Origin of the sequence: Streptomyces sp. NPDC006385, from assembly GCF_040612485.1 — a bacterium.
Classification (GTDB): domain Bacteria; phylum Actinomycetota; class Actinomycetes; order Streptomycetales; family Streptomycetaceae; genus Streptomyces.
Map to the genome: position 1 here is coordinate 65666 of NZ_JBEXQG010000013.1, position 19679 is coordinate 85344.

Sequence of the window (19679 nt, forward strand, 5' to 3'; positions counted from 1 at the left end):
TGCGTGAACGGCGGCGGCTCGATGGCGCCGGCCAGGAACGGCGGCCGGAAAGCGTCGGCTCGCGGCTGCGGGGGGTCGGCCAAGCGGAAGCTGTAGTAAGCGGTTGCAGGGACGGTAGGCCGAGGGCTCGGCTCATAGCAAGAGGTGCGCGGCAATTTGTTGCGCCCGGCTGTCCGAGCGGCAGACCCCGAACGCGCCGTGCGCTGTCCCACTCGGCGGCGAGCAACCGCAGGTCACAGCGTGCGAAGCGAGGTTGGCGCACGCTACGGAGGGCACCCCCAGAGCACCGCCTGCACCGGGGAAATGCCGGAGAAAACGCTTACGAAACGATCCGCCCCGTGAACCGATGGCCCGCGAACCGATCGCCCGCAACCGGTGGCCTGCGCAGCGATCGTTCCCGCCCCACCGACCACCGACCGCCGACCCTCGACCCCCGACCGCCGACCCTCGACGGTCAGCCGCGCTTGCCGGATGGCGGCCGCACGGAGTTGCGTACGACGACATGGGTGCCCAGCACCAGATGGTCGCCGTCACTGCCCTTACGGCGGCCGCCGGCGCCCTCCCGCCGATCGGCCACGGCGCGCAGCGCGACCCGGCCCATCTCCTCGTACGGCACGTGCACGGTGGTGAGTTGAGGGGTGAGCTGGGAGGCGAGCGGAATGTCGTCGTAGCCGACGATCGACACGTCCTCGGGCACCCGCAGTCCCGCCGCGCGCAGCGCTTGCATGGCGCCCGCGGCGACGACATCCGTCCCGGCGAGAACGGCCGTGAAGTCCAGCCCTTCCTCCAGGGCCTCCTCGACGGCCTCATACCCGTGCTCGTAGTCGTACGGCCCGTGCCGCACCATCCCCGGTTCGAACGGGACGCCGTACGCCTCGAAGGCCCGCCGGGCGCCCTTCAACCGCCCCTGCGCGGTGGTGAGTTCGGCATGCCCCGGCAGCACGAGAACCCTGCGATGCCCGGCGGACAGCAGATGGCTGGCCATGGCATAGGCGCCGCCCTCGTTGTCGTAGTCCACGGTCGTCGCCGGCACGTCACCCTCCAACGGCGGCCTGCCCACGAGCACGAGATGGGATCCGGCCGCGTCCAGCGACCGAGCGAACCTGGCCATGCGCAGCTGGTACTCGTCGTAGTCGTACGCCCCGCCCAGCAGCACCACGGCGGCGACGCCCTGCTGCCGCATGAGATTGACCAGGGCGAGTTCCCGCTCGGGATCATCACCGGTGGTCCCCACCAGCGAGAGCCAGCCACGCAGCGTGGCGGCACCCTCCACTCCCTTCGCCACATGGGCGAACGCGGCGCCGGTGATGTTGTTGATGAGGATCGCCACCGTCGGCGTCCCACCACCGGCCAGGGAACGGGCGTGGGCGTTGGTGACGTAGTCCAGGTCCCGGACCACCTTCATCACCCGGCGCCGCAGATCCTCCGACACCGGGTAGTTGCCGGACAGGACGCGCGACACGCTGGCGACGGAGACGCCCGCGCGCTCCGCCACGTCCCGGATGGTGGCCCGACCGGCGTCGCCGGACGCCTTGCGCTGACTCACCCTTGCGGCTCCTTCACCGTTGCGCCTGCCTACCCGTACGGCCGGAAAACGCGCCCCCACTGATACAGAAACCGTATCCCACGCTCACCCCGGCCCCCCGTCCCCGCCCGACGCCGAGCAAGGGCCCACCAACCCGCACTGTCCCAAGGACACCGGCCGCGAGGGAGCCGAAGGGCGCGCCGGTGTCGAGAGGACGAACGCGCGCAGGCGCGAAGCGCCGAGCACGATCGTCCTCTCGACACCGGCTGAAAGCGCCCGTAGGCGACCGAGCCAAACATTCGGCACCCCAGCTACAGAACCCGGCTCTCGGCTCCGACCCCCAACCCCAACCCCCAACCCCAACCCCCAACCCCCGGCCCCGCCCCGCGACCCTGCCCCCCCGACCCCAACCCCCACCCCTCAAGCCACCCGAGCCAGATCAGCATGCCGCACCTCATGCACCAACGCCCCGCCCGTCACCACCCGCTCCAACTCCTCCACCACGATCCGCCCGAGCCGCTCCAGCTCGTTCCCGAGGGACCCGGCGATGTGCGGCGTGAGGAACACGTTGGGCAGGTGATACAGCGGTGACCCCGCGGGCAGCGGCTCCGGCTCGGTCACATCGAGCACCGCGTGCAACCGCCCGGAGACGAGCTCGTCACTGAGCGCCTCCGGATCGACCAGCGCCCCCCGCGAGGTGTTGATCAGCACCCCGCCGTCCCGGATCAGAGCGAGCCGCTCCCGGTCGAGCATCCGGTACGTCTCCGGGATGTCCGGCGCGTGCAGGCTGACGATGTCGCTGTGCCGCAGCAGGTCCTCCAGCGACAGCAGTTCCGCGCCGAGGTCGGCGGCCTCGGCGACGCTGACGTACGGGTCGTGCAACAGCACCGTGAAGTCGAACGGCCGCAGCAGTTCCAGCAGCCGTCTGCCGACCCGTGACGCCCCGATGACGCCGATCCTGCGGCCGACGTTGCCGATGGCGGCGGTCTCGGCGTGGGTCGGATAGGCGTGTGTCGTGCGGAAGCGCTCCCGGTGGGTGAAGGCGTCCTTTCCGGCGAGCAGGATCATGGCCAGCGTGTACTCGGCGACCGGCAGGGCGTTGCCGGTCACCGCGCTGGAGACGGTGACGCCGTGTTTCCACAGCGCGTCGCCGACCAGCGAGCGGACCGAGCCGGCGGCGTGCAGGACCGCGCGCAGGCGGGGTGCGGCGGCGAGGACGTCGGCGTCGAGGTGGGGGCAGCCCCAGCCGGTGATCAGTACCTCGGTCCGGGCGAGGACCTCGGCCGCCGCCGGGTCGGTGAAGTCCCGTACGACGAGCGCCGGGTCGAGTTCGGACGTCAGTTTCAGCCGGGCCATCAGCGCCGGCGGAAAGAGCAGGGGGAGGTGCACCGGATCCATCGCGAACACGGCCCTCGGCAGGAGCGGGCTGGGCATGGCTCTCCTGAGACACTGGACGGAAACATTTTCAGAAAGCGCCTTCTACCGTAGATCTGGCGGAAGGGTCGGTCAATGACCGGGTGAGGAGCGGGGTTTTCGAGAGGATGGGTGGGCTGCGCGGCGGGTGTGCCCCGTCGGGAGGAGGATCGGCTGAAATCGGTTACCCGCACTTTCCCAGGTTCCGGTTCACGTCGACCGTCCCGGGTGTACGGCGGTGTACGGCACACGCCCGGCGCACCATGACGGACACAGGTCTTCGGCACCTCGGCGGTCAAGCTGTCAGCAACCGGTTCCCATCAATCCCTCAGGAACCACCGCCCTGCCCTCCACCAACTTCCCTGATCAAGCCGCGTTTCCGCACCCCCGCACCCCCGCCTCGATCGTGAAGCCGAGGTTACACAGTCTTTTCGAAAGTTCGTCAAGGCTCTTGACGTCGTTTGCGGACCGCAAGAAGCTCTGCCCCACGTCGTGACAACCGGTTGCCAACAACCGCCTCGAATCTCGGCCGACCCCTCGGCCACCTCTCGTACGGACAGACAGAGCAGGAGGTGGTGCGCCCATGCGCCCACATGCCGGTGCCCCGCTGAGTCGCCGCGGTTTTCTCAGCCTTTCCGCGGGCGGCGCCGTGGCCGGCGCGGCGGCGCTGAGCGGCTGCGCGCTGCAGGTGTCGACGGGGGTCAGCGGGTCGGGGGAGACCGTGACCGTGATGGTCAACTCCGGTGACATCCTTCCGGAGCAGGTCCGGCAGGCCAAGAAGGATCTCGGCATCAAGATCGTCCTGGTGAAGTACGACATCACCAAGCTGATCGCGATGCTCACCAACGGCAACCCGCCCGACCTGGTGCGCGGTGTCGGCGCCGTGGACCTGCCGTTCTTCGCGGCGCGGGACGTCGCCGAGGAACTGGACCCCTACTTCGCCCGCAGCGGCGTCCTCAAGCCCGACGACCTCGACCCCGTCAACGACCTGTGGCGGTTCGACGGCAGGACCCAGGGCAAGGGCCCGCGCTACGGCATGGCGAAGGACTTCTCACAGGACTCCATGTTCTGGTACAACACCGCGGGCTTCGACAAGGGCGGTGTCGACTACCCGCCGGAGACCGAGCCGGTCACGTACGAGGAGTGGCTGGACAACGCCAAGCGTCTGGTGCAGCGCAAGAGCGGCCAGACCACCGTCTTCGGCGGCAGTTTCAACGGCCTGACCCGGTCCACCCTCCTGGCGACCATGACGGCGTCCGCCGGCGGCAGCCTCTTCAGCGACGACTTCTCCCGGGTCGACTTCACCACCCCCGAGGCCCGCAAGGCCCTGACCTGGTACATGGACTACGCCAAGACCAAGGTCGGGCCGAGCCTCGTCCAGCCCGACCCCAACGGCTGGGACGGGCCGACCTACCAGGCCGGACGGCTGGCCATGTCGAACGCCGGCTACTGGATGGGCGGCATGATCTACCCCGACGAGAAGCTGGCGGCGGTGTCCCGTCTGGCGCCCGCCCCGATCTTCGCGGGCGGCCCGCGGATCAGCGCCTGCCAGGGCGGCACCGGCCTGTGGATGCCGCGCGGGGCGAAGAACAAGGACGCCGCCTGGCGGGTCTTCGAGTGGTTCTTCGGCGAGGAGCCGGCCAAGGCACGCGCCTCCGGCGGCTGGGGCATCCCCACGCTGAAGTCGCTGCGTTCCCTGATGCCGGCCCAGGAGGACTACCAAAGACGCGTGCTGAAGGTGCAGGAGAACGAACTGAAGCATTTCTCGGTCGTCTCCTTCACCCCGTACACCAGGGCGGACGCGATCGACGCCCTCTTCAACCAGATCGCCCCCGCCGCGATGAACGGCCAGATCTCCGTCGACACCCTCGCCGGGCGCCTGAACTCGGCCATCAACGAGCAGATGAAGCGCGGTAAGGAGCAAGTGGGATGACCGTCGACCAGATCCCCTCCGTCGCGGACCGGCCCGGCGCCGCCGCGAGCGCCCGGCGCGCACCGGCCGCCGACCGGCCGCGGATCTCCATGACCGCCCGTCGGCACCGGGCGTTCTACCTGTTCACCTCGCCCTGGATCGTCGGGTTCCTGCTGCTGACCGTCGTGCCGATGGCGTACGCGCTGTGGCTGAGCTTCACCACGTTCGACGGCATCTCGCCCCGCTGGCGCTACGTCGGACTCGGCAACTACCGCGAACTGCTGAACGACCCGGTGACCTGGGACGCGCTCGGCCGCGCGGGGCTGTTCGCGGTGACCTCGGTGCCGTTGTCGATCATCGCGGGTCTCGCCCTCGCGGTCCTGGTCAACCGCCCGATCAAGGCGCGCGGCCTGTTCCGCACCCTGCTGTATCTGCCCGCCGTGGTGCCGCCGGTGGGCGCGGGCCTCGCCTTCAAGCTGCTTTTCGACCAGAACTCCGGCGCCGCCAACGGTGCGCTGACCTTCTTCGGCATCGACGCCGTGGCCTGGCTCGCCGACCCCTACGTCCGCTACGTGCTGCTGATGACGGTGCTCTGGGCCGCCGGAAACGTCATGATCATCTCGCTGGCCGGCCTCCAGGACGTGCCCCGTGAACTCCATGAGGCGGCCCGCATCGACGGCGCGAGTTCCTGGCGCACCTTCCGCAGCGTCACCGTGCCGCTGCTGTCACCCGTCCTGCTGTTCCAGACGGTGACCGGGATGATCGCCTCGGTGCAGACCATCATGCCGATGCTGCTGGCCCCGCTCCAGGACACGAGCGGCATCACCACGATCCCGCAGTCCAACTACCTGTACATGATGCACGTCTTCGCGCAGTACTTCGCGCTCGGCCGCTACGGCTACGCCTCCGCGCTCCTGTGGGTGCTCTTCGTCCTGATCCTCGTCGCGACCGGACTCATCTTCAAGTTCACGTCCGGCGCGGTGTTCTACAACGTCGACCCGGAGGCGAAGAAGTGACCGCCACGACTCTGCCGCCCAAGTCATCGGCTCTGCCGCCCAAGTCATCGGCGACCGACGTGCGCGTGCGGCTGCGCGTCAAGCGCCTCGTCCTCTACACGGTCCTCGTCTCCGTCACCGGTCTGTTCCTCGGCCCGTTCGGCTGGCTGATCCTCTCCGGCCTGAAGACCCAGGGCGAACTGGCCGCCTCCCCCGTGCACTGGCTGCCCGAGGCGTTCCAGTGGCACAACTTCGCGGACGCCTTCACCCAGATCGACTTCCTCGGTTACGCCCGCAACTCCCTGGTCATCGCCCTGCTCTACGCCACGCTCGTCACCGTCAGCTCGGCCTGGGTGGGCTTCGGCTTCGCCCGGCTCGACGCGCCCGGCAAGAAGGTGCTGTTCGGTGTGCTGCTGGGCTCGATGATGCTGCCGCAGATGGTCACCCTGCTGCCGACCTACCTGATCTTCGCCGAGCTCGGCATGGTCGACACGTACTGGCCGTGGGTGCTGTGGGGCCTGTCCGCGGCGCCGTATCTGGTCTTCCTCTTCCGGCAGTTCTTCGCGGGCATGCCGCGCGAGCTGGAGGAGGCCGCGATCGTCGACGGCTGCGGATACACGTCGATCTTCTGGCGGATCTTCCTGCCGCAGTCCTGGCCCGTGCTGTCCGCGAGCTTCATCATCGCCTTCACCTGGACCTGGGGCGACTACATCGCCCCGCAGCTGCTGCTGTCCACCGACCGCACCACGCTCGCCGTCGCCGTGATGACCGCCTACGTCAGTGAGGCCGGCACCCCCGTCCCCGAACTCCAGGCCGCCGCCTCCGTGATGTACGTCGTCCCGATCCTGCTGATCTTCCTCGTCGCCCAGCGCGGCTTCGTCGCCGGGATGTCCACCTCCGGGCTCAAGTAGCCCTTCCCACCGACCTGTTCTCAGGAGCGCCTCGCATGAACACGCCCTTGTCCCGCCGTACCGCCCTCCAGGCGGCGGGCGCCGCCGTCCTCGCCTCCGGTCTCACCTCCATGACGGCCGGCGCCGCCCGCGCGGCCGACGCCGACACCGCGCCCCAGCTCGTGACGTACCCCGTGCCGGCCGGCGCCCCGGTCAACACCGGCAGCTTCACGGTCAAGGTCCGCACCGTCGGCGGAAGTTGGCAGACCCTAGGCGTCCTGCGGCCCACCCTCGCCGAGATCAACCCCACCACGGGCAGCAAGAGGCAGTTCGACACCTCCCTCGCCCACTTCGACTTCTCCGGGCAGGTGGAGGTCGAGGTGACCTACATCAAGGGTGGTGTGCGGAAGGTCCGGGTGCGGCCGGACTCGTACGGCATCAAGCCGGACATCCTCGCCGACACGCTCCGGTTCACCCTGGACAGACCCCGCAACATCGTCGTGCAGATCAACGACGACCTCTTCGACTGTCTGCACCTGTTCGCCCGTGAGATACAGACGCGCAAGCCGAAGAAGGACGATCCCGACGTCATCTACTTCGGCCCCGGCGTGCACACCACGGCCGACGGATTCCTCAACGTCCCCTCGGGCAAGACCGTGTACGTCGACGGAGGCGCCCTGCTCAAGGCGACCGTCGTCTTCAAGGACGTACAGGACGCCCGGATCGTCGGCCGGGGCCTGCTCGCCGGGACCAAGGCGGGCGGCGTGCTCGTCGAGGGCTCGACGGACATCACCATCGGCGCGGTCACCATGCTCAACCCCAACGGCTACGCCTGCCAGATCGGCGAGTCCACCGACGTCTCCGTCCAGGGCATGTGTGCCTTCAGCTCCAAGGGCTGGGGCGACGGCATCGACGTCTTCTCCAGCACGGACGTCACCATCGACGGCGTCTTCATGCGCAACTCCGACGACTGCGTCGCGATCTACACCCACCGCTGGGAGTACTACGGCGACACCAGGAACATCACCGTCCGCAACTCCACGCTCTGGGCGGACGTCGCCCACCCCATCAACGTGGGCACGCACGGCAACACCGACAACCCCGAGGTCCTGGAGAACCTCGTCTTCGAGAACCTCGACATCTGCGACCACCGCGAGCCGCAGCTGGGCTACCAGGGCTGCCTGGCACTCAACGCGGGCGACAGCAACCTGATCCGCAACGTGCGTGTCGACGGCATGCGCGTCGAGGACTTCCGCTGGGGCCAGTTGATCCACATGCGGGTCATGTACAACACCAAGTACAACACCTCGGTCGGCCGCGGCATCGAGAACGTCTACGTCAAGGACCTCTCCTACACCGGCAAGCCGCTCGCGACCTGCATGATGCTCGGCTACGACGCCGACCATCCGGTCAAGGACGTCACCTTCGAGAACCTCGTCGTCAACGGCACGGTCATCGCCGACTCGATGAAGAAGCCGACCTGGTACCTCACCACCGACAACGTCCCCATGCACGCCAACGAGCACGTGCTGAACCTGAAGTTCCTCACCACCGCCGAGGCAGAGGCGGCCGCCGCGTCATGAGCACGGCCGAACGCACCCCCGCCACGACCCGCCGGGGCTTCCTCGGCGGCACCGCGGCCCTGCTGCTGGCGTCGGGCGCGAGCGGACTGCTCGTGCCCGGCACGGCCCGGGCCGCCGCCCACAACGCCACCGGCCCGCGTGCCTTCACGCACCCTGGCCTGCTGCACAGCGCCGAGGACCTGACCCGCATGAAGGCCGCGGTCGCCGCGAAGGAATCCCCCGTCCACGACGGCTTCCTCGCCCTCGCCGCCCACCCGCGCTCGAAGTCGACGTACACGATCCAGAACACCGGCCAGATCACCTCCTGGGGCCGCGGCCCCACCAACTTCCAGAACCAGGCCGTCGCCGACTCGGCCGCCGCCTACCAGACCGCGCTGATGTGGTGCGTCACGGGCGAGCGGGCGTACGCCGACAAGTCCCGCGACATCCTCAACGCCTGGTCGGCGTCCCTGAAGGCCGTCACGGGCGCCGACGGGCCGCTCGGCGCCGGGCTCCAGGTCTTCAAGTTCGTCAACGCGGCCGAGCTGCTGCGGCACAGCGGCTACGGCGGCTGGGCGAAGGAGGACATCGCGCGCTGCGAGGAGTCCTTCCTGCGCGTGTGGTATCCGGCCATCTCCGGCTACATGCTCTACGCCAACGGCAACTGGGACCTGACGTCGATCCAGTCCGTCCTGGCCATCGGCGTGTTCTGCGAGGAACCCACCCTCTTCGAGGACGCCCTGCGCTTCGCCGCCGCCGGCGCGGGCAACGGCAGCGTCCCGCACCGCATCGTCACCGACGCCGGCCAGGGCCAGGAGTCCGGCCGCGACCAGGGCCACGAGCAGCTCGCCGTCGGCCTGCTCGCGGACGCCGCGCAGGTCGCCTGGAACCAGGGCGTCGACCTGTACGCCTTCGACGACAACAGGCTCCTGAAGAACGTCGAGTACGCCGCCCGCTACAACCTCGGCGGCGACGTCCCGTTCGTCCCCGACCTGGACCGCACCGGCAAGTACATCAAGAAGACCGTCTCGGCCGTCTCGCGCGGCAACCTCCCGCCGATCTACGAGATGGCGTACGCGCACTACGCCGGCGTCCGCGGCCTCGACACCCCGTACACCAAGGCGGCCGTCTTCCGCGGCACCGGCGGCGCCCGCGTCGTCGAGGGCGGCAACGACGACCTGCCGAGCTGGGGCACCCTCACCTTCGCGGGCACCAAGGCCCCCGCCCCCACCGTGCCCACGGCGCCGGCCGGTGTCACGGCGACGGGCGGCGACCAGTCCGTCACCGTGGCCTGGCTGCCGTCCGCGTGGGCCGAGTCGTACACGGTCCTGCGGGCCACCACCGCCGAGGGACCGTACGAGAAGATCGCGACGGGCCTCGACAAGCCGGCGTACACCGACCGCGACGCCCGCCCGGGCCGCACGTACTACTACACGGTCACCGCCGGCAACTCCCGGGGCAGCAGCGGGAGTTCAGCATGGGTGGCGGCACTGCCCGCACTGCCCGACCCCTGGGCGGCACAGGACGTCGGGGACGTGAGGATCCCCGGCTCCACCGCCTTCGACGGCGAACGGTTCGTGCTGGAGGCGTCCGGCACCGCCGACACCCACCGCCTGGCGTACCTGCCCCTGCGCGGCGACGGCACCGTCACGGCTCGCATCGTGTGGCCGCTCAGTTCCCAGTACTCCAGGATCGGCGTGACCGTACGGGCCGGCCTGGACGCGGACGCCGCGCACGCCGCCATGCTGATCCAGGGCCTGCCGCTGCACACCTGGAGCGGTGTGTGGACCGTGAGGCCGACGGCGGGCGCCCGCGTCCGGGGCACCGGCAGCACGCCCGTGCCGCCGTCCCAGCAGCAGGCCATCACGACGAGCGCCGCCTTCCCGATCTCCTCCCTCGGCACGCTGCCCGAGTCGGCGACCCCGATCGAGGCCCCGTACGTCGAAGGCGCGGGTGACGGCTACCGGCTGCGCATGCCGTACTGGGTGCGCGTGACCCGCCGGGGCGACCGCTGCACGGGAGCGATCTCCCCGGACGGCATCCGCTGGACCGAAGTGGGCTCCGATGAGGTCGAGTTGGGCGCGACGGCGTACGTCGGTCTCACCCTCACCTCCTGTCTCGGCGTCGACGAGGACTACGCCGAGACCGGCACCGGCGCCTTCGACAACGTCAGCGTCACCTCGCGCACGGCCGGTGAGGTCTGGTCCGTGCCGCGTCCGGCCCGCACCGCCGGCGACCTGCGGGCCGTCGCGGGAGCCGACGCGGTCGAGCTGGCCTGGACCGACCCGGACCTCTCGGCCCGCTACAAGGTGCTGCGCTCCACCTCCGCCGAGGGCCCGTTCGCGACGATCGCGACCGGTGTCGGCCCCGTCGGCTTCGGCACCCGCCTCCGGTACGCCGACGCCACGGGCGAGCCCGGCACGACGTACCACTACGCGGTTGCGAAGACGAACTGCGCCGGACGCGGCCCCCTGTCGGAGCCGGCGAAGGCGACGATGCCGACCCCTTCCACCCCCCGACTCACCTCACCCGGCGTGGCGTTCGCCAACAAGGGTGCCCCCTTCCAGCACCTCCTGCGGGCCACGCACGAGCCCACCCGCTTCACCGCGCAGGGACTGCCCGACGGTCTGCGCGTCGACAGGCGCACCGGCCTCATCTCCGGAACCCCCGCGGAGACCGGCGAGTTCAAGGTCACCACCACCGCGGGCAACGCCGCCGGAGACGCCACCGGCACCCTCACCCTCACCGTCGGCACCCCGCCGCCCGCGCCCTGGACCCACGGCGACCTCGGCGACGTCATCCTCGACGACCGTGCCTACGGCACCCTCGGCGTGGTCGCCGTCCAGACCCCCGGCAGCACCGCCCACGAGGACGGGACCTTCGTGGTGCGGGGCGCCGGGACCGACCTCACCGTCAACAACCAGGGAATGACGGGACAGTTCGTACGACGGCCCGTCAGCGGTGACTGCGAGGTCACCGCCCGCCTGGTCTCCCGCGCCGGAGCCACCGGCGACCGGGTCGGCCTGCTCATGGCCAAGTCCCTGTCGCCGTTCGACCAGGCGGCCGGGGCCATCGTCACCGGCGGCACCAGCGCGCAGCTCATGCTGCGTACGACCGTCGCCGGCAGATCCACCTTCACGGGCAACGCGGCGGTCACCGCCCCCTGCCTGCTGCGGCTGAAGCGCACCGGGACGCGCTTCACCGCGTCCGCCTCGTCCGATGACGGCGCCACCTGGACCCCCCTCGCCGAGGGAGACATCCCCGGCTTCGGTGACGCCCCCTACTACGTGGGCCTCGTGGTCTGCTCCCGCAGCCCCCTGACCCGCAGCACCACCGAGTTCGACGAGGTGAGCATCACCCCCATGTAATCTCCACGGATTGGAGTGCACCACATGAGCCGCACTTCCCCCCACACACACCTCCAGAGCGGCGAAGTGAGCCGCCGCGGTCTGCTGAAGACCGCCGGCGGCCTCACCGCGGCCCTCGCCCTCGGCGCCACCGCCACCGCCACCACGGCGGACGCGGCCCCGGCGACCTTCACCCACCCCGGCATGCTGCACAACTGGGGTGACATCAACCGCGCCAAGGTCCGGGTCGCCGCGGGCGACGACCCCTGGCGGTCCGGCTGGAACCGGCTGACCGCGAACTCCCACTCCCAGTCCACCTGGACGCCCCGCCCCACGGCCACGATCATCCGCGGCGGCGACGGCCAGAACTACCCCCAGCTCTACAACGACATCCACGCCGCCTACCAGAACGCGCTGCGCTGGCACGTCGGCGGCACCGCCGCGAACGGCGACTGCGCGGTGCGCATCCTCAACGCATGGTCGTCCACACTCACCGAGATCACCGGCAACGCCGACCGGTACCTGGCCGCCGGGCTGTACGGCTGGCAGTTCGCGAACGTCGCCGAACTCATGCGCGGTTACGCCGGGTTCGACCTCAACCGGTTCAAGACGATGATGCTCAACGTCTTCTACCCGCTCAACGACCGGTTCCTCCGCGAGCACAACGACGCCTGCATCACCAACTACTGGGCCAACTGGGACCTGTGCAACATGGCCTCGATCATGGCCATCGGGATCCTGTGCGACGACGGCGCCAAGTACGACCAGGCCGTCACCTACTTCAAGAACGGCGGGGGCAACGGGTCGATCCGGCGCGCGGTCCCCTTCCTGTACCCCAACGTCGAGGGCTACGACCTCGGCCAGTGGCAGGAGTCCGGCCGCGACCAGGGCCACACCGTCATGGGCATGGGCCAGATGGGCGCCCTGTGCGAGATGGCCTGGAACCAGGGCGAGGACCTGTACTCCTACGACGGAAGGCGGTTCATGAAGGCGGCCCAGTACGTCGCCAAGTACAACCTCGACATGAACGTGCCCTACACCACCTACACCTGGGGCAGCGGCCAGAACTGCGCCCAGCAGTCACAGACCGTGATCGGCTCCGGCTCCCGCGGCCAGGTCCGCCCGGTGTGGGCGATGCTCCACTACCACTACGGCCGGCGCCTGCTCCTCGACGACAAGTACATCGCGCAGATGTGCTTCTCCGTCGCCCCCGAGGGCGGAGGAGGTGACTACGGATCCACCAGCGGCGGCTTCGACCAGCTCGGGTTCGGCACGCTGATGTACGCCAAGTGACCGCGTACCCCGCGTAGCCGGGTAACCCGAACAGCCCTCACACCCGCTCGTGCACCGGAATAACGAGCCACAATGAAGTGCTCTGATCTTCACGGTGCACGAGCGCGGTGAGGAGGCTGGTGGACGTATGACAGCAGTCCAGGCAGACCCCGTGGTGAGCACGCCGTACGGTGCCGTACGGGGCCGCTACGACAACGGCGTCGCGGTGTTCCGGGGCATCCCCTACGCGGCGCCCCCGTTCGGTCCCCGCCGGTTCCGGCCGCCCGTGCCGCCGGAACCCTGGGACGGCGTGCGCGACGCCGGTTCCTTCGGGCCGACCGCGCCGAAACCGCCGTACTCCGAGGCGTTCGCGCAGTACCTGTCCGACCCCGTCGTGCCCGGCGACGCCTGCCTCAACCTCAACGTCTGGACCCCCGAGCCGGGCCCCGGCGCCCGGCTCCCGGTCCTGGTGTGGCTGCACGGCGGCGCCCTGACCAGGGGCTCCTCGGGCGTGCCCGTGTACGACGGGCGCACCTTCGCCCGGGACGGCGTCGTCTGCGTCTCGGTCAACTACCGACTGGGTGTGGAGGGCTACGGCCTGTTCCCGGACGCGCCCGCCAACGCCGGTCTGCGCGACCAGCTCGCCGCCCTGACGTGGGTGCACGAGTCCATCGCGGCGTTCGGCGGCGACCCCGGCCGCATCACCCTGGCCGGCCAGTCCGCCGGCGCCATCAGCATCGGCGCCCTGATAGCCGCCCCGCAGGCCCAGGGCCTGGTCCGGCGGGCGGTCCTGCAGAGCGGGCCGCCCGAGGCCGCCGAGTGGGACAAGGTACGGCGGATGGTGCGCCGTATGGCCGCCCGGCTGAGGGTCCCCGCCACCGCCGCCGCCTTCGCCGAGGTCGACCGTGAGCTCCTGCTGCGCACCCAGGCCGAGGTGGGCAGGCTCAGCAGCCCCGTGCTGGGCGGGCCCGCCTTCGGGATCGTCGTCGACGGCGACATCGTCCCCCGCGACCCCCTTCAGGCCCTGACGGAGGGCGACGCGGCGAGCGGCGTCGACCTGATGACGGGCTGGACCCGCGACGAGTACCGGCTGTGGCTGGTCCCCGGCGGCCTGCTGGAGCGCGTCGACAAGCTCGGCGCGGTCGCCCTCGCCGGTGCCATGGCCCGCTGCCACGCCGGCGCCGACGTGCCCCGCGGCTACCGCGCCCTGCACCCCGAGGCCGGCACCGCCGAGATCGTCGGCCAGATGGTCACCGACCACCTGCTGCGCCGCCCCCTGCACCGCCTGGCCGACGCCCGCCCCGGGTCGTCGTACGTGTACGAGTTCGCCTGGCCCTCGAACCTCCCCGACCTCGGCTCCTGCCACGCGCTGGAGCTCGGCTTCGTCTTCGACACCGGGGAGGTCCCCGAGTCCCGCAAGCTGGCCGGCGAGGGCGCCCCGCAGGAGCTGGCGGACGAGATGCACGGGGCGTGGGTGCGGTTCACGGTGGAGGGCGACCCCGGGTGGCAGGCGTGGGACGACTCGCATCCGGTGCGCGTCTTCGGCGACGGCGAGACGCACACGGCCTACGGCCCCCGCGACGCCGAACTCGCCCTGTGGGCTGCCACCGTCCCGCCCACGGAGCCCACACCCGCCTCGGCGGCCCTCACCGACGGTTCGCCCCCACGCGGCACGGAACTGCGGTCAGTCGTACGGCGGCTGCGCCTCCCCGGCGCGGTCCGACGCCACTGACGACGGTCACCCCGCCCGGCTGGTGTGGTGGACATCCGGGTCCTGGAACGGCCGCGGAACCACCGCCGCGGTCAGCGTTCCGCAGGACCCGCGAACCTGAAGCGTGGCCGCAGGGGACCGCTACGCGTCGAGCGGTGCGACCGAGTCGCGTACCACCACATGCGTCCCCAGCAGCAGGTGCTCGTCCGGGTCCTCCGGGGTACGGCCCAGCGCGGTGCGCACGGCGAGGCGGCCCAGCTCCTCGTAGGGGACGTGGACCGTCGTCAGGGCCGGGTGCAGGTCGCGGGCGAAGGGGATGTCGTCGTAGCCGGCCAGGGACACGTCGCCGGGCACGTCCAGGCCGGCCTCGTGCAGGGCGGTGAGCGCGCCGGCGGCGACCATGTCGGTGGCGGCGACCACGGCCGTGAACTCCAGCCCCTGCCCGAGCGCCTCGCGCATCAGACGGTGCCCGGCGTCGCGGGTGAAGTCGCCGTGCAGGAGCAGTGCCGGGTCCGGCTCCAGGCCACGGGCCCGGTGGGCGGCGAGATAGCCGCGCTCACGGCCCTGTGCGGTGGTGTGGTCGGGTTTGCCGCCGAGGAACAGGACCCGCCGGTGGCCCTGAGCGAGGACGTGGGCGACCAGGGCGTAGGCGCCGCCCTCGTTGTCGTACTCGATGACGGTCACGGGCGCCCCGGGGCCGAGGGCAGGGCGTCCGCACAGCACCAGCCGGGAGCCCGCCGACGCCAGCGAGTCGGCCATACGGCGGGTGCGCTCGCGGTACTCGGGGGTGTCGGCGCCGCCGCCGACCAGGATCACGGCGGCGGCGCGCTGGGCGCGCATCATCTCGACGAACTCCACCTCGTGCTGGACGTCGCCCTCCGTCGTGCACACCAGGCACAGATGCCCGAGGCGTCGCGCCTCGCGTTCCACGCCGTGCGCCATGTGCGCGAACGACGGCCCCGTGATGTCCTCCAGGACGAACGCCAGCGTGGGCGTGCCGACCCCCGCGACCGCCTTGGCGCGCGCGTCGGCGACGTAGTCCAGGTCACGGACCGCACGCTGCACGCGCGCGCGGGTCGACGCGCTCACCGGATACACCCCGCCGAGCACCCGTGACACGGTCGACGCGGACACCCCCGCCCGGGCCGCCACGTCCCGGATGGTGCTGCGCCCCGCGACCTCGCTCTTCCTGGTCATCCCAGCCTCGCCCCTCTCCCGGGCACCCTCGCCCACCCCCTGGAGAACCTGCGGCAACACGTCGGCAACCGGTTCCCGAAGGGAGGCTAGCAGTGGATGAAGCGCGGGGACGAGACCCGGCATGGCGTGACCGGGCGGTTCAACTCGGTGGCGTCAGACGGCCTGGGGCAATAGGCTCGCGGCAGCGACGAGCCGCGAAGGAGATCGACTGATGAGGACACTCGGCACTTTCCCGCGCTGAGCGCCGGACCCGAGTGGGGCCTGCGTTCGGCCCCTTTCCTCTGACGATCCCACTCCTGTCTGCCCGGGAGGGCATGCGTGTTTCGTCTCCTTGCGAACGCCGTCGATCCTTTCCGTCCCCATCAGCCGCGCACCCCGTCGGCCGGTGTGTGGTCGTTCCTCGTCCAGGAGTTCCGGCCGCTGCGTACCGTCGTGGCGGCGAGCCTCGCGCTCACCGTCGTGGCAGCCGGCGTCGAGGTCTGGCTGATCGGCTACTCCGGCCGGCTGGTCGACACTCTTGCCGCCACCTCACCCGCCGGGTTCTGGGACACCCAGGGCGCCGAACTGCTCATCATCGCGGCAGTGGTGCTTCTCGCCCGGCCTCTCGTCCACCTGCTGAAAGAGGCCCTGGACGACATCGCCTTCCGGACCAACGCCCAGGCCCTGGCGCGCTGGCGGGCCCACCGGCACGTCTCGCGGCAATCCGTCGGATGGTTCCGCGACGACCACACCGGCCGCGTCGCCACCTGGGTCCGTGACGGCGGCGCCGCCGCCGGCACCTCGGCCTACACCATCATCCACACGCTCGCCTTCGTCGCCGCCTACATCGTGGGATCCGTCTGGCTGATGTCGTCGGCCGACCCACGGCTGGTCCTGCCGCTCGGGGTCTGGATCGCCTTGTACGCCGGCTTGATGGTGTACGTCGTGCCGCGCCATCGCCGGGCCTCACAACGGTTGCAGGACGCGGAGTCGGCACTGACCGGTCTGCTGGTCGACTCGTACGCCAACAGCGACACCCTCGCACTCTTCGCCGACCATGCCGAGGACGACCGGGAGAGCCGACGGGTCTTCGCAGCGGCCCGCCGGGCCCACGTCGCCGTCCAACGCCTCGAAGTGACCATGAACGTCGGGATGATGGCCCTCAGCGGTGTGCTGATGGTGGGGCTGATCGGCTACGGCATCGCCCTGTGGCAGGCCGGCGCGGCCCCGCTCGGTCTGGTCGCGGTGGCACTGACGTTGAGCTTTCGGATCACCTCGATGGCCGAGTGGCTGCTCGACGGGGTGTCCGCCCTCTTCGGTTCGGTGGGTGCGCTCCGGCAGGCGCTGCGCACGATCGCGCAACCCTTGGCGGTGGCCGACCGGCCCGGCGCCGACGCGCTGCGCGTACGCGGCGGCGGGATCCGCTTCAGCGGCGTCAGCCATCACTACGGCAAGGGCGACGGCGGCCTCGACAGCCTGTGCCTCGACATCGCCCCGGGTGAGAAGGTGGGCCTGGTGGGTCGGTCCGGCGCGGGCAAGTCCACGCTGGTCAACCTGCTGCTTCGGTTCTTCGAACCGGAAGCGGGGACGATTGAGATCGACGGCCAGGACATCACCGCGGTCACTCAGCAGAGCCTGCGCCGGCAGATCGCGATGGTGACCCAGGAAGCGGCGCTCCTGCATCGTTCCGTCCGTGACAACATCGCCTACGGCGGCCATGCCTGCGACGACGAGGCGATCAGAGCGGCGGCACGCAAGGCGGCCGCCGACGGGTTCGTCTCGCAGCTCCGTGATCCGCAGGGACGCGTCGGCTACGAGGCGCACGTCGGTGAGCGTGGCGTGAGGCTGTCCGGTGGCCAGCGGCAGCGGATCGCGCTCGCCCGCGCGATCTGCAAAGGTGCGCCGATCCTCGTTCTCGACGAGGCGACCTCGGCGTTGGACTCGGAGGTCGAGGCGGCGATCCACGACACCCTCGACCAGCTGATGGAGGGCCGCACCGTCATCGCGATCGCGCACCGGCTCTCGACGATCGCACGGATGGACCGCATCGTCGTCCTGGACGAGGGACGGATTGCCGAGGAGGGCACGCACCAGGCCCTGCTCGCGCGCGGCGGTCTCTACGCCGCGCTGTGGACTCGGCAGTCCGGCGGTTTCCTCGGCGTCGACCTGGGCCCCGCCCCGGGCGCGGGGTCGCAAGCCGACATCGGCTGAGACGAGAAGACCCGGTCCGGGATCCGGAGTTCCTCCCCGGATCCTGGGCCGGTCCTGATCCGTCGACAGAGAATGTGCCAACGCGCTCAACTATGGTTCTGCCATGGTAATTCCGACTCCGACCTTCACCCGGGCAGTGTCGTCGAGAGGGCCCGCCGCTGGAGGTGCTCCCGCGTGAACAAGCCGCTGAGACGCATAGCAATCTTCTGCGGCCTGCTGATGCTTGCGCTGCTGATCCGGGCCAACTGGCTCCAGTACGTGGAGGCGGACGAACTCGCCACCGACGACGAGAACCGGCGCGTGCTGATCGACCGGTACGCGACGGCTCGCGGCGACATCATCGTGGGCGCGAAGGCCGTCACGGACTCGGTGGAGTCCGAGGGATCGGATCTCAAGTACGTGCGCACGTACAAGAACGGTCCCATGTACGCGCCGGTCACGGGATACGCGTCCCAGGCCATGGGGATGACTTTCCTGGAGAACACGTACGACAGCGTGCTCAGCGGCCAGGACGACCGGCTGGCGTTCGAGCGCTTCACGGACGTCGTCACCGGAAAGGAACGTCGTGGGGGAGACGTCATCACGACGATCGACCCCAGGGCGCAGGAGGCCGGATACAAGGGCCTCACGGGCCTCGGTGCCCGCGGTTCGGTGGTGGCACTGGACCCGAGCACCGGAAAGGTGCTGGCCCTGGTCTCGACTCCGTCCTACGACCCTTCGGTGTTCGCCGGCAACTCCCTCAAGGAGAGCGAGAGGTTCCGCAAGCTCGGTGCCGACAAGGCCAAGCCGCTGGCCAATCGCGCGCTGCGCGAGACCTTCCCGCCCGGTTCGACCTTCAAGGTCCTCACCGCGGCGGCGGCGCTGGAGCACGGCGTGGTGACGGACATCGACGCCGCCTCGGACGCCGCTTCCCCGTACCAACTGCCGCAGTCGACCAACAAGATCGGCAGCGAGGCCGGGGACGGCGTGTGCGACAAGGCGTCGATGAAGACGGCCATGCAGTACTCCTGCAACAACGTCTTCCTCGACGCGGCCGTGAAGGTGGGCGCGGACAAGATGCGCGAGACGGCCGAGAAGTTCGGGTTCAACGAGGACGTCTACTCCTCCGACTTCGGTGACCTGCGGGCCACCAGGAGCCTCTACCCCGAGGACCTCGACAAGCCCGGTACCGCGCTGACCGGCATGGGCCAGGGCAGTCTCACCAGCACTCCGATGCAGATGGCCATGGTGACCGCCGCGCTGGTCAACGACGGCAAGGTGATGCAGCCCTACATCGTCGACCAGTTGCGGTCCCCGGATCTGAGCACGCTGGAGGAGCACGAGCCGCAGGTCATGAGCGAGGCCGTCTCCGAGTCCACGGCCGAGAAGGTCCGGGAGATGATGGAGCACACCGCCAAGGAGGGCAGCGCCCGCAGGGCCCTGATCGACGGCATCACGGTGGGCGGCAAGACCGGAACGGCCCAGCGCGGTGTGAATGTGCGCGACCAGGTCCCCTTCGGCTGGTTCGTGTCCTACGGCGTGAAGCCCGACGGTCAGTCCGTCGCGGTGGCCGTCTTCATCGACCCGACCGACATGGACATCTCGCGTGAGGACATCTCTGGTGGCAGTCTGGCCGCCCCCATCGCGCGGGACGTGATGCAGGCGGTCCTGCTGAAGTGAGCTGAA

The 19679-nt window shown here is 70.3% G+C and carries 12 protein-coding genes; 9 read left to right on the plus strand and 3 right to left on the minus strand.

The annotated features are described in order from the left end of the window. Positions 1–454: 454 nt before the first annotated feature. Both ABZ078_RS13205 and ABZ078_RS13210 read right to left on the minus strand, forming a co-directional pair. The gene (locus ABZ078_RS13205; RefSeq protein ID WP_356574637.1) at positions 455–1546 is read right to left on the minus strand and encodes a LacI family DNA-binding transcriptional regulator; all 1092 of its coding nucleotides are present in this window, start codon (positions 1544–1546) and stop codon (positions 455–457) included. 399 nt (positions 1547–1945) lie between these two features. Continuing rightward, on the minus strand, positions 1946–2959 hold the full coding sequence (locus tag ABZ078_RS13210; RefSeq protein ID WP_356574639.1) for a hydroxyacid dehydrogenase: 1014 nt from the start codon (positions 2957–2959) through the stop codon (positions 1946–1948). A 562-nt stretch (positions 2960–3521) separates the two neighbouring features. Here ABZ078_RS13210 and ABZ078_RS13215 point away from each other — a divergent pair. The 7 genes from ABZ078_RS13215 to ABZ078_RS13245 all read left to right on the plus strand — a co-directional run bounded on the left by ABZ078_RS13215 (position 3522) and on the right by ABZ078_RS13245 (position 14648). Then, a complete protein-coding gene (locus tag ABZ078_RS13215; RefSeq protein ID WP_356574640.1) occupies positions 3522–4871 on the plus strand; it encodes an extracellular solute-binding protein in 1350 nt (449 codons plus the stop codon). Continuing rightward, complete coding sequence (locus tag ABZ078_RS13220; RefSeq protein WP_356574642.1) at positions 4868–5866, plus strand: sugar ABC transporter permease; 999 nt, start codon at positions 4868–4870, stop codon at positions 5864–5866. The genes ABZ078_RS13215 and ABZ078_RS13220 overlap by 4 nt, the downstream gene beginning before the upstream one ends. Before the next feature lie 32 nt (positions 5867–5898). Next, positions 5899–6756: a carbohydrate ABC transporter permease gene (locus ABZ078_RS13225; RefSeq protein WP_356574775.1), complete on the plus strand. Its 858-nt coding sequence runs from the start codon at positions 5899–5901 to the stop codon at positions 6754–6756. Positions 6757–6791: 35 nt separating this feature from the next. Continuing rightward, positions 6792–8318 (plus strand): glycosyl hydrolase family 28 protein, encoded by a 1527-nt coding sequence (locus tag ABZ078_RS13230; RefSeq protein WP_356574644.1) that lies wholly within the window; start codon positions 6792–6794, stop codon positions 8316–8318. After that, positions 8315–11665: an alginate lyase family protein gene (locus ABZ078_RS13235; RefSeq protein ID WP_356574645.1), complete on the plus strand. Its 3351-nt coding sequence runs from the start codon at positions 8315–8317 to the stop codon at positions 11663–11665. The genes ABZ078_RS13230 and ABZ078_RS13235 overlap by 4 nt, the downstream gene beginning before the upstream one ends. 24 nt (positions 11666–11689) lie before the next feature. Next, positions 11690–12937, plus strand: a complete 1248-nt coding sequence (locus ABZ078_RS13240; protein WP_356574647.1) for an alginate lyase family protein — start codon at positions 11690–11692, stop codon at positions 12935–12937. A gap of 127 nt (positions 12938–13064) precedes the next feature. Further along, positions 13065–14648 (plus strand): carboxylesterase family protein, encoded by a 1584-nt coding sequence (locus ABZ078_RS13245; protein ID WP_356574649.1) that lies wholly within the window; start codon positions 13065–13067, stop codon positions 14646–14648. A gap of 120 nt (positions 14649–14768) precedes the next feature. On the opposite strand, the gene ABZ078_RS13250 is transcribed toward ABZ078_RS13245, so the two are convergent. Beyond that, positions 14769–15824, minus strand: a complete 1056-nt coding sequence (locus tag ABZ078_RS13250) for a LacI family DNA-binding transcriptional regulator (protein ID WP_356574651.1) — start codon at positions 15822–15824, stop codon at positions 14769–14771. 318 nt (positions 15825–16142) lie between these two features. Between ABZ078_RS13250 and ABZ078_RS13255 the strand changes: the two genes are divergently transcribed. Together ABZ078_RS13255 and ABZ078_RS13260 are read left to right on the plus strand one after the other, a co-directional pair. After that, positions 16143–18014: an ABC transporter ATP-binding protein gene (locus ABZ078_RS13255; RefSeq protein WP_356574653.1), complete on the plus strand. Its 1872-nt coding sequence runs from the start codon at positions 16143–16145 to the stop codon at positions 18012–18014. A gap of 174 nt (positions 18015–18188) precedes the next feature. Further along, entirely contained in the window at positions 18189–19673 is a 1485-nt protein-coding gene (locus tag ABZ078_RS13260; RefSeq protein WP_356574655.1) for a penicillin-binding protein 2, read from the plus strand. Positions 19674–19679: the final 6 nt, after the last annotated feature.